We start from the raw sequence: 10,736 nt of genomic DNA, 5'->3' as shown, positions 1-10,736 counted from the left end.
TGATGTTCATACGGAGCATCTAAGCATAGCTGTTTATGACAATAGAACGCTTATAGGAGCAAATGCAGGGCAGACAATGACACTCGCAAGTGTAGGCAAGGTCAACACCACTTCTCTCGGCATAGATAATATATATGTGTTAGACGCAAAGAGTGCAGCTAAGGCACTAAACAAGATAGATATGGCAATAGAAAGCGTGCTATATAAACGCACACTCACAGGAGAACAAATCAATAGACTTGGTTTCACTATGAATATGCTAAGCACTACCAAACAAAACCTCGTAGCAGCAAACTCTCGGATAAAAGACCTAAACTTTGCAGAGGCTTCCGCTGACCTAGCAAAAAAACAACTACTAATGACCACCCAAATAAACCTGCTCTCGCAAGCTAACGCACTGCCACAAACAATAATGCAGCTGATTGGAAAGTAAGGTTCGGACTAGACTCCACAAACGGGGACGATGGGACTTGAACCCACGACCTCTGACGTGACAGGCCAGCGTTCTAACCAGCTGAACTACGCCCCCAATAAGGAAATGGACGCTGCAGGGATTGAACCTGCGACCCACGGCTTGTAAGGCCGTTGCTCTCCCAGCTGAGCTAAGCGTCCTAAACTTAAGAAATAACTCTCTCAATCTCAAATACCAAGTATATACCATAAATAGATATACTTATGCAACTGCCAAACCACACGTTCAAAACGTACGTCCCGTAGGAGATTTGAACTCCTGTCGTCGGCGTGAAGGGCCGATGTCCTAGGCCAAACTAGACGAACGGGACATGGTGAGCCGTGTGGGACTTGAACCCACGACCTACGGCTTAAAAGGCAGTTGCTCTACCGGCTGAGCTAACGGCTCATATATCAGCAAGTGGACTGAAAACTCGCCTTTCAAACGTTGGACTTGAACTTATATCAAACAAAAGTTAATCTGTCAATACTTTTTAATGCATCTATTTGAATAAAATTTGAAAGTATGCTAAAATGTCAACATAACACGGAGGCGATTCATCAATATGGCAAGGATTATAGGTCTCATACTCAGCATTATTATTGTGCTCTCCCTGCTAACAATAATAATTCTGCCTTACATATTACACCTAAACTCCTATAAACCGCAAATAGAACAGGCGGCTACAGCAGCTATAGGCAAGGAAGTCCGTATAGAAGGCGACTTGCAGTTGCGAATATTCCCTAGAATACGCCTAGTGGCAGATAAAATAACAATACAAGACATCGGTAGCACAGGCAGACTGTCTGTCGCCGTGAAACTATTCCCTCTGCGCCATAAAGAATGTCAGATAGTGGAGATATTTATTGATTCTCTCAATGCTACTTACTCGGTGGACACCGTAGGTAAAAGCAATATAGCCGATATAATAAACAAAACCACCAGTCAACAAACTGCACAAGCCACTCTAGTGGACAGTGGTTATAAAATAACCTTAAAAAATCTTGAGAAAGTCCGCGTTCGCCGTAGTAGCCTAACATATAGCAACGCAAACAGTGGTAGCAAACTCACGGCAAAACTCAATAAAATAGAGGTTCGCCACCGCGACACTAACCATAGAACTTTTACGGCAGATATTCTCCTGTTGAATAGTGCAGACGTGGCAATATTAAGAGCAAACCTCTACGGCAGAGCAAATGACAACGCTGAACATGTAAATATAAACGTATTTGATAGCGATATATTTATGCCAAATGTAGGTATTGACAATAGGATTGAACTAGTAGCAGATGCCGCATATACATTTGCAGACAAGCGTTTCAATCTTGAAAGATTTACCCTAAATGGTTTCGGAGTGTCCCTGTTGATGAGTGCTACAGGGGACAACATTACCACTAACCACTCTATCAAAGGTAGACTTGACGTAGAACGGTTTTCACCACTCATCACGCTCAACAAACTAGGTATTAACTACCTGCCTGCAGACTCAAAAACATTTGCCAGCGCAACTATGGATGGGACGTTTGAACTAACCAACGGAATACTGCGTGCGCCTATCAACCTAAATATTGATAATACCAGTGCTACACTCAATATATCGGCTAATTTTAACAGCAAAAAAACCTTGTTGAACACCCTGCTGACATTTAAGCAGCTAAACCTTGACAAATATATCCCTAGTCAGAAATATACAAACAACAACACACCTTTGCTACTTAAAAAGCCTAACCTTGACCTGCAATGGTTACCCGATATGGTAGCAGAGCTACAGATAGATGAAGTTAAACTCTTAAAGGAAACTTTTCGCGGTTTTACAGCTGTAGCGCAGATGAGCAACGGCAACGGCTCGTTAAGCATCAACGTAGATGACATAATGAAAGCCAGTCTTGTAGCCAATGTTGCGTTTGGTCCATCGCCCAAAAAGGCAACAACACTATCAACTAACTTAACAATGAATGGTATTGACATACACAGACTGGTTAAAGTGTTGAACGGGGACAACACAACCGTGTCGCACCTCCCCCAAATAGGCTATATACAGTTGACTGCAATTCTCAATGACGACGAAATCTCGTTAAAAAACATTAACTTAAAGACTGATAATACCAGCATATCGGCAGGTTTTGACTTAACGTTCCAAGATGAAGCTACTAAACCGCACCTAACGTTCCACCTGATTACAAATAGTATAAACTTAAAACACTTTATTTCGCCTGAGTTGCTGGTAGATAATATGACTCAACGCACGCAACCCGCCAGTGGCAACAACACAACAAGTCCGATAAAAGATAGGCTCACCCCTACCAACTATAAACGATTACCGTTTGCTAAGTTTATGACGTTGCTAGATGCTGACGGATACATCTCATCAAAGAGTGTGCGTTTAGACAGCATAATATTTAGAGATATATCGGCGGACATTTCACTAAAAGATGGCACCGCTAAAATATCGCCACTATCGGCTACGCTATGTGGCGGTAGCGTAGAGATAGATGCAACAATGTATGCTACCCCACCCACTGGCACTATGCCAATCACAGCTAACGTGTTGCTGAAAGAGATGGACGTAGCAGATACGATAGAATCATTTGCTAAAATTGAGGATGTAATGCGAGGCAAGATAACGGCTACAGGGGAGCTAGGAATATCTGGAATCGCCCCCGCCATAGTAATGTCGTCACTAACGGGCGAGCTAGACTATGTGATAGACAAGGGCGTTATTATGGGGATTGGCTATAACCCCAACCTTATTACTCTTGATACCTTGAAATCAATATCTACTGCTAATTGGGACAGAGCGGTGAATATAGATAAGAGTAAGGGAAAACTTATATTTAGGCAGGGATTACTAGAACTAGCCGAAGTAGCCTTTAACTCAAAATACATTGACGGAGAGCTACACGGGCTTATTGATATAAACTCCCCAGATAAAGATTTAGATATTAACGGAACTATTATTATGAACGGTGTCGGGGATGACGGCAAGGGGATGAAAGTACCGATGACTATCATCAGACGAATCGGCCAGACTAAAGTTGACATTGATAAAGAACTTATGGATAAGGCTGTCTCGGCACAGATAAAAAGATACTCAGGCACAGGGGTGTTTATTGCTCCTGTAGAGATACCTAAAGAGGTAGTAACAGGCATAGGCTCTACTATAGGCGGAATCATAGACTGGATGTTTCCTAAAAAGAAAAAGGACGCTGAATAATAGCCACTCAAAAAAGTGTTGATTTTTTTCACGCAATAATTTAGTCTTGCTACATGAATAAATTTTTTAATGCTATAACTAATCGCTCACTCGCCTTTAAGGTAAGTGCTTGCATTTTATCGCTATTTGTAGTCGGTTTGGCGACTGCCATAGTCTCTGTGCTAGTTTTCACATCAAACAAAAATTACGTCAAGCTACTGGCAAGAACATCTATGCCGCTTGCGACTAATTCTACAAAAATATCCGCTCTATCGTTTAACTTGCGTATTGCAGCTAGAGACTTTTATGCATTAGAGTGGGAACCCTCATATAATAAGGCAGTAGAACTGTATGAACAGAGCATAAAAGTGTTAGAAGATACCGACCAGATGCTCTCTGCAAACACTGGAAGGATATCTGATGATATCAGACCGCATATTGCTGGTCTTAAAATAACATTCCAATCGTATCGCAACATATTAGACAACGTTCATTCACTTATGTCAGAGATGAATAAAAATGCGGACGCTATAACAGCGGCTTCTATTGACATCGCTAACTACAAGGCTACGCTAGATAAGAATATTATGGGTATGATGGCACAAGGAGTTCCTGCCGAAAGAAGAAGACTGCTTATATCTATATCTGAACTGGGAGATGCTATCCTACTCCAATGCGAAAGACTTACGAGAAGCATTGTAACGGCAAAAACGTCTAAAAACCTGAAGTTTTTGAACGACTACGATGAGCGTATGGCTACGATTGGAAAAAACCTAGTATCGTTGCGGAAACTGATGGCAACGATTGACGGAATTAGCTATTCCGCATTGAATAATTTGTCATCTGCAATTGACAAATATGATGAGAATACACGCATATTGGTAGACAATATAAATAAAATTAATGCCGTTCATTCTAACCTTGATGCAGATGGCACTTTGATAACGCAACATACCACAGCTCTTGATGCCATTGCCGTTTTAGATACGCATACAGATGCAATAACGATTGATGATAGGCTATCTATAGCAACTTACTTTGTATATGGGTTTACGTTCCTATTCCTAGTGGTGGGAGCATTCGTATTATACTATCTACATACACACGTTTCTAATAAGCTGGCAAACTTTGTCATGCTGGTGGGTAATTTCACGCAAGGGTCGGGCGATTTAACACAGACTATTGCCGTATCTAGTGATGACGAGATGGGGGCACTAGCTGATAACATCAATCGCTTTGTTGGACGCGTGCGTGAAATAATCATGCAAGTAAAATCATCAGCTGAATCTGTTGCCGGTGGCAATACACAACTAGCTAGCACTATGGAAGAGCTTTCTAGCACATTCGGCAGGCAATCGGAGCAGGTTTCTACGGTGGCAATCGGCATGGATAGCATGTATTCACTATCGCAAAAAATAGTTGAAAACCTATCTAACAGCCTAAATATTATAAACTCAACAACCAGCGTTACCTTAAAGGGCGAAGAACAGCTGATGGCGGCTGTAAGCAATATGAACGTTATTAAAGATAAGACAGCAGTATTAGCCGCCACTGTAACAGAGTTGCAAAAATCATCATCTAAGATAGGCGAAATATTAAATGTTATAAATGACATAGCAGACCAAACCAACCTACTCGCACTAAATGCCGCTATAGAGGCAGCTAGAGCTGGAGAGGCGGGACGAGGATTTGCCGTAGTGGCAGACGAAGTCCGTAAATTGGCGGAGAGAACGCAACGTTCTACAGATGAGATAGCCGAAATTATTACTACCCTGCAAGATGGCTCCTATGCCGTATCTAAAGATATGGGCGAGTAGGTTGGTTTGGTCTGCTATGTCATTTATAACATTTAATATTTCGCCTATCTTAGATGATGATTTTTGCAACTCTGTTACAGTGGCGGCTAATACTGCTGTCTTATCTTTAATAACGTTCATATTGCTTACAGCCGCCATCAGCTGTTCTTCGCCCTTTAAGGTAACGCTGGTTGTTGAGTTTATAATATTTAGGCTGTTAGATAGGTTTTCAACTATTTTTTGCGATAGTGAATACATGCTATCCATGCCGATTGCCACCGTAGAAACCTGCTCCGATTGCCTGCCGAATGTGCTAGAAAGCTCTTCCATAGTGCTAGCTAGTTGTGTATTGCCACCGGCAACAGATTCAGCTGATGATTTTACTTGCATGATTATTTCACGCACGCGTCCAACAAAGCGATTGATGTTATCAGCTAGTGCCCCCATCTCGTCATCACTAGATACGGCAATAGTCTGTGTTAAATCGCCCGACCCTTGCGTGAAATTACCCACCAGCATGACAAAGTTTGCCAGCTTATTAGAAACGTGTGTATGTAGATAGTATAATACGAATGCTCCCACCACTAGGAATAGGAACGTAAACCCATATACAAAGTAAGTTGCTATAGATAGCCTATCATCAATCGTTATTGCATCTGTATGCGTATCTAAAACGGCAATGGCATCAAGAGCTGTGGTATGTTGCGTTATCAAAGTGCCATCTGCATCAAGGTTAGAATGAACGGCATTAATTTTATTTATATTGTCTACCAATATGCGTGTATTCTCATCATATTTGTCAATTGCAGATGACAAATTATTCAATGCGGAATAGCTAATTCCGTCAATCGTTGCCATCAGTTTCCGCAACGATACTAGGTTTTTTCCAATCGTAGCCATACGCTCATCGTAGTCGTTCAAAAACTTCAGGTTTTTAGACGTTTTTGCCGTTACAATGCTTCTCGTAAGTCTTTCGCATTGGAGTAGGATAGCATCTCCCAGTTCAGATATAGATATAAGCAGTCTTCTTCTTTCGGCAGGAACTCCTTGTGCCATCATACCCATAATATTCTTATCTAGCGTAGCCTTGTAGTTAGCGATGTCAATAGAAGCCGCTGTTATAGCGTCCGCATTTTTATTCATCTCTGACATAAGTGAATGAACGTTGTCTAATATGTTGCGATACGATTGGAATGTTATTTTAAGACCAGCAATATGCGGTCTGATATCATCAGATATCCTTCCAGTGTTTGCAGAGAGCATCTGGTCGGTATCTTCTAACACTTTTATGCTCTGTTCATACAGTTCTACTGCCTTATTATATGAGGGTTCCCACTCTAATGCATAAAAGTCTCTAGCTGCAATACGCAAGTTAAACGATAGAGCGGATATTTTTGTAGAATTAGTCGCAAGCGGCATAGATGTTCTTGCCAGTAGCTTGACGTAATTTTTGTTTGATGTGAAAACTAGCACAGAGACTATGGCAGTCGCCAAACCGACTACAAATAGCGATAAAATGCAAGCACTTACCTTAAAGGCGAGTGAGCGATTAGTTATAGCATTAAAAAATTTATTCATGTAGCAAGACTAAATTATTGCGTGAAAAAAATCAACACTTTTTTGAGTGGCTATTATTCAGCGTCCTTTTTCTTTTTAGGAAACATCCAGTCTATGATTCCGCCTATAGTAGAGCCTATGCCTGTTACTACCTCTTTAGGTATCTCTACAGGAGCAATAAACACCCCTGTGCCTGAGTATCTTTTTATCTGTGCCGAGACAGCCTTATCCATAAGTTCTTTATCAATGTCAACTTTAGTCTGGCCGATTCGTCTGATGATAGTCATCGGTACTTTCATCCCCTTGCCGTCATCCCCGACACCGTTCATAATAATAGTTCCGTTAATATCTAAATCTTTATCTGGGGAGTTTATATCAATAAGCCCGTGTAGCTCTCCGTCAATGTATTTTGAGTTAAAGGCTACTTCGGCTAGTTCTAGTAATCCCTGCCTAAATATAAGTTTTCCCTTACTCTTATCTATATTCACCGCTCTGTCCCAATTAGCAGTAGATATTGATTTCAAGGTATCAAGAGTAATAAGGTTGGGGTTATAGCCAATCCCCATAATAACGCCCTTGTCTATCACATAGTCTAGCTCGCCCGTTAGTGACGACATTACTATGGCGGGGGCGATTCCAGATATTCCTAGCTCCCCTGTAGCCGTTATCTTGCCTCGCATTACATCCTCAATTTTAGCAAATGATTCTATCGTATCTGCTACGTCCATCTCTTTCAGCAACACGTTAGCTGTGATTGGCATAGTGCCAGTGGGTGGGGTAGCATACATTGTTGCATCTATCTCTACGCTACCGCCACATAGCGTAGCCGATAGTGGCGATATTTTAGCGGTGCCATCTTTTAGTGAAATGTCCGCCGATATATCTCTAAATATTATGCTGTCTAAACGCACACTCTTTGATGAGATGTATCCGTCAGCATCTAGCAACGTCATAAACTTAGCAAACGGTAATCGTTTATAGTTGGTAGGGGTGAGCCTATCTTTTATCGGACTTGTTGTGTTGTTGCCACTGGCGGGTTGCGTGCGTTGAGTCATATTATCTACCAGCAACTCAGGCGAAATAAAGTGTTTTAAGTTTATACTATTTGTAATCAGGTGGAACGTTAGGTGCGGTTTAGTAGCTTCATCTTGGAACGTTAAGTCAAAACCTGCCGATATGCTGGTATTATCAGTCTTTAAGTTAATGTTTTTTAACGAGATTTCGTCGTCATTGAGAATTGCAGTCAACTGTATATAGCCTATTTGGGGGAGGTGCGACACGGTTGTGTTGTCCCCGTTCAACACTTTAACCAGTCTGTGTATGTCAATACCATTCATTGTTAAGTTAGTTGATAGTGTTGTTGCCTTTTTGGGCGATGGACCAAACGCAACATTGGCTACAAGACTGGCTTTCATTATGTCATCTACGTTGATGCTTAACGAGCCGTTGCCGTTGCTCATCTGCGCTACAGCTGTAAAACCGCGAAAAGTTTCCTTTAAGAGTTTAACTTCATCTATCTGTAGCTCTGCTACCATATCGGGTAACCATTGCAGGTCAAGGTTAGGCTTTTTAAGTAGCAAAGGTGTGTTGTTGTTTGTATATTTCTGACTAGGGATATATTTGTCAAGGTTTAGCTGCTTAAATGTCAGCAGGGTGTTCAACAAGGTTTTTTTGCTGTTAAAATTAGCCGATATATTGAGTGTAGCACTGGTATTATCAATATTTAGGTTGATAGGCGCACGCAGTATTCCGTTGGTTAGTTCAAACGTCCCATCCATAGTTGCGCTGGCAAATGTTTTTGAGTCTGCAGGCAGGTAGTTAATACCTAGTTTGTTGAGCGTGATGAGTGGTGAAAACCGTTCTACGTCAAGTCTACCTTTGATAGAGTGGTTAGTGGTAATGTTGTCCCCTGTAGCACTCATCAACAGGGACACTCCGAAACCATTTAGGGTAAATCTTTCAAGATTGAAACGCTTGTCTGCAAATGTATATGCGGCATCTGCTACTAGTTCAATCCTATTGTCAATACCTACATTTGGCATAAATATATCGCTATCAAATACGTTTATATTTACATGTTCAGCGTTGTCATTTGCTCTGCCGTAGAGGTTTGCTCTTAATATTGCCACGTCTGCACTATTCAACAGGAGAATATCTGCCGTAAAAGTTCTATGGTTAGTGTCGCGGTGGCGAACCTCTATTTTATTGAGTTTTGCCGTGAGTTTGCTACCACTGTTTGCGTTGCTATATGTTAGGCTACTACGGCGAACGCGGACTTTCTCAAGATTTTTTAAGGTTATTTTATAACCACTGTCCACTAGAGTGGCTTGTGCAGTTTGTTGACTGGTGGTTTTGTTTATTATATCGGCTATATTGCTTTTACCTACGGTGTCCACCGAGTAAGTAGCATTGAGAGAATCAATAAATATCTCCACTATCTGACATTCTTTATGGCGCAGAGGGAATAGTTTCACGGCGACAGACAGTCTGCCTGTGCTACCGATGTCTTGTATTGTTATTTTATCTGCCACTAGGCGTATTCTAGGGAATATTCGCAACTGCAAGTCGCCTTCTATACGGACTTCCTTGCCTATAGCTGCTGTAGCCGCCTGTTCTATTTGCGGTTTATAGGAGTTTAGGTGTAATATGTAAGGCAGAATTATTATTGTTAGCAGGGAGAGCACAATAATAATGCTGAGTATGAGACCTATAATCCTTGCCATATTGATGAATCGCCTCCGTGTTATGTTGACATTTTAGCATACTTTCAAATTTTATTCAAATAGATGCATTAAAAAGTATTGACAGATTAACTTTTGTTTGATATAAGTTCAAGTCCAACGTTTGAAAGGCGAGTTTTCAGTCCACTTGCTGATATATGAGCCGTTAGCTCAGCCGGTAGAGCAACTGCCTTTTAAGCCGTAGGTCGTGGGTTCAAGTCCCACACGGCTCACCATGTCCCGTTCGTCTAGTTTGGCCTAGGACATCGGCCCTTCACGCCGACGACAGGAGTTCAAATCTCCTACGGGACGTACGTTTTGAACGTGTGGTTTGGCAGTTGCATAAGTATATCTATTTATGGTATATACTTGGTATTTGAGATTGAGAGAGTTATTTCTTAAGTTTAGGACGCTTAGCTCAGCTGGGAGAGCAACGGCCTTACAAGCCGTGGGTCGCAGGTTCAATCCCTGCAGCGTCCATTTCCTTATTGGGGGCGTAGTTCAGCTGGTTAGAACGCTGGCCTGTCACGTCAGAGGTCGTGGGTTCAAGTCCCATCGTCCCCGTTTGTGGAGTCTAGTCCGAACCTTACTTTCCAATCAGCTGCATTATTGTTTGTGGCAGTGCGTTAGCTTGCGAGAGCAGGTTTATTTGGGTGGTCATTAGTAGTTGTTTTTTTGCTAGGTCAGCGGAAGCCTCTGCAAAGTTTAGGTCTTTTATCCGAGAGTTTGCTGCTACGAGGTTTTGTTTGGTAGTGCTTAGCATATTCATAGTGAAACCAAGTCTATTGATTTGTTCTCCTGTGAGTGTGCGTTTATATAGCACGCTTTCTATTGCCATATCTATCTTGTTTAGTGCCTTAGCTGCACTCTTTGCGTCTAACACATATATATTATCTATGCCGAGAGAAGTGGTGTTGACCTTGCCTACACTTGCGAGTGTCATTGTCTGCCCTGCATTTGCTCCTATAAGCGTTCTATTGTCATAAACAGCTATGCTTAGATGCTCCGTATGAACATCA

General features: G+C 41.7%; 4 protein-coding genes, 8 tRNA genes and 2 pseudogenes. 7 read left to right on the top strand and 7 right to left on the bottom strand.

Annotated features, from left to right (window positions below):
* A partial coding sequence (locus tag AC1MDJ_RS05395; RefSeq protein ID WP_479689921.1) for a flagellin occupies positions 1-433 on the top strand: 433 nt, incomplete at its 5' end.
* 22 nt (positions 434-455) lie between these two features.
* On the opposite strand, the gene AC1MDJ_RS05390 is transcribed toward AC1MDJ_RS05395, so the two are convergent.
* From AC1MDJ_RS05390 to AC1MDJ_RS05375, 4 genes are all read right to left on the bottom strand, one after another.
* A tRNA-Asp gene (locus tag AC1MDJ_RS05390) sits at positions 456-529 on the bottom strand.
* A gap of 10 nt (positions 530-539) precedes the next feature.
* Positions 540-612 (bottom strand) — tRNA-Val (locus tag AC1MDJ_RS05385).
* 95 nt (positions 613-707) lie between these two features.
* Positions 708-782: transfer RNA gene (locus AC1MDJ_RS05380), tRNA-Glu, on the bottom strand.
* A 1-nt stretch (position 783) separates the two neighbouring features.
* Positions 784-859 (bottom strand) — tRNA-Lys (locus AC1MDJ_RS05375).
* 157 nt (positions 860-1,016) lie between these two features.
* Here AC1MDJ_RS05375 and AC1MDJ_RS05370 point away from each other — a divergent pair.
* Both AC1MDJ_RS05370 and AC1MDJ_RS05365 read left to right on the top strand, forming a co-directional pair.
* Positions 1,017-3,665, top strand: coding sequence for an AsmA family protein (locus tag AC1MDJ_RS05370; protein WP_479689922.1), 2,649 nt, complete (start codon positions 1,017-1,019; stop codon positions 3,663-3,665).
* A 53-nt stretch (positions 3,666-3,718) separates the two neighbouring features.
* Positions 3,719-5,431 (top strand): annotated as a pseudogene (locus AC1MDJ_RS05365) (methyl-accepting chemotaxis protein); the annotation flags it as partial.
* A gap of 417 nt (positions 5,432-5,848) precedes the next feature.
* On the opposite strand, the pseudogene AC1MDJ_RS05360 reads toward AC1MDJ_RS05365, so the two are convergent.
* Positions 5,849-5,959 (bottom strand): annotated as a pseudogene (locus AC1MDJ_RS05360) (HAMP domain-containing protein); the annotation flags it as partial.
* 1,112 nt (positions 5,960-7,071) lie between these two features.
* Complete coding sequence (locus AC1MDJ_RS05355) at positions 7,072-9,720, bottom strand: AsmA family protein (protein WP_479689922.1); 2,649 nt, start codon at positions 9,718-9,720, stop codon at positions 7,072-7,074.
* A 157-nt stretch (positions 9,721-9,877) separates the two neighbouring features.
* Here AC1MDJ_RS05355 and AC1MDJ_RS05350 point away from each other — a divergent pair.
* From AC1MDJ_RS05350 to AC1MDJ_RS05335, 4 genes are all read left to right on the top strand, one after another.
* Positions 9,878-9,953, top strand: a tRNA-Lys gene (locus tag AC1MDJ_RS05350).
* Between the two features lies 1 nt (position 9,954).
* Positions 9,955-10,029, top strand: a tRNA-Glu gene (locus AC1MDJ_RS05345).
* Positions 10,030-10,124: 95 nt separating this feature from the next.
* A tRNA-Val gene (locus AC1MDJ_RS05340) sits at positions 10,125-10,197 on the top strand.
* 10 nt (positions 10,198-10,207) lie between these two features.
* Positions 10,208-10,281 (top strand) — tRNA-Asp (locus tag AC1MDJ_RS05335).
* Positions 10,282-10,303: 22 nt separating this feature from the next.
* Here the strand turns inward: AC1MDJ_RS05335 and AC1MDJ_RS05330 are convergent.
* Positions 10,304-10,736: flagellin (locus AC1MDJ_RS05330; RefSeq protein ID WP_479689921.1), on the bottom strand; the 433-nt coding region annotated here is incomplete at its 5' end.

The sequence above is a fragment of the Candidatus Termitispirillum reticulitermitis genome (assembly GCF_054655775.1).
This window is presented reverse-complemented; position numbering and strand designations above follow the sequence as displayed.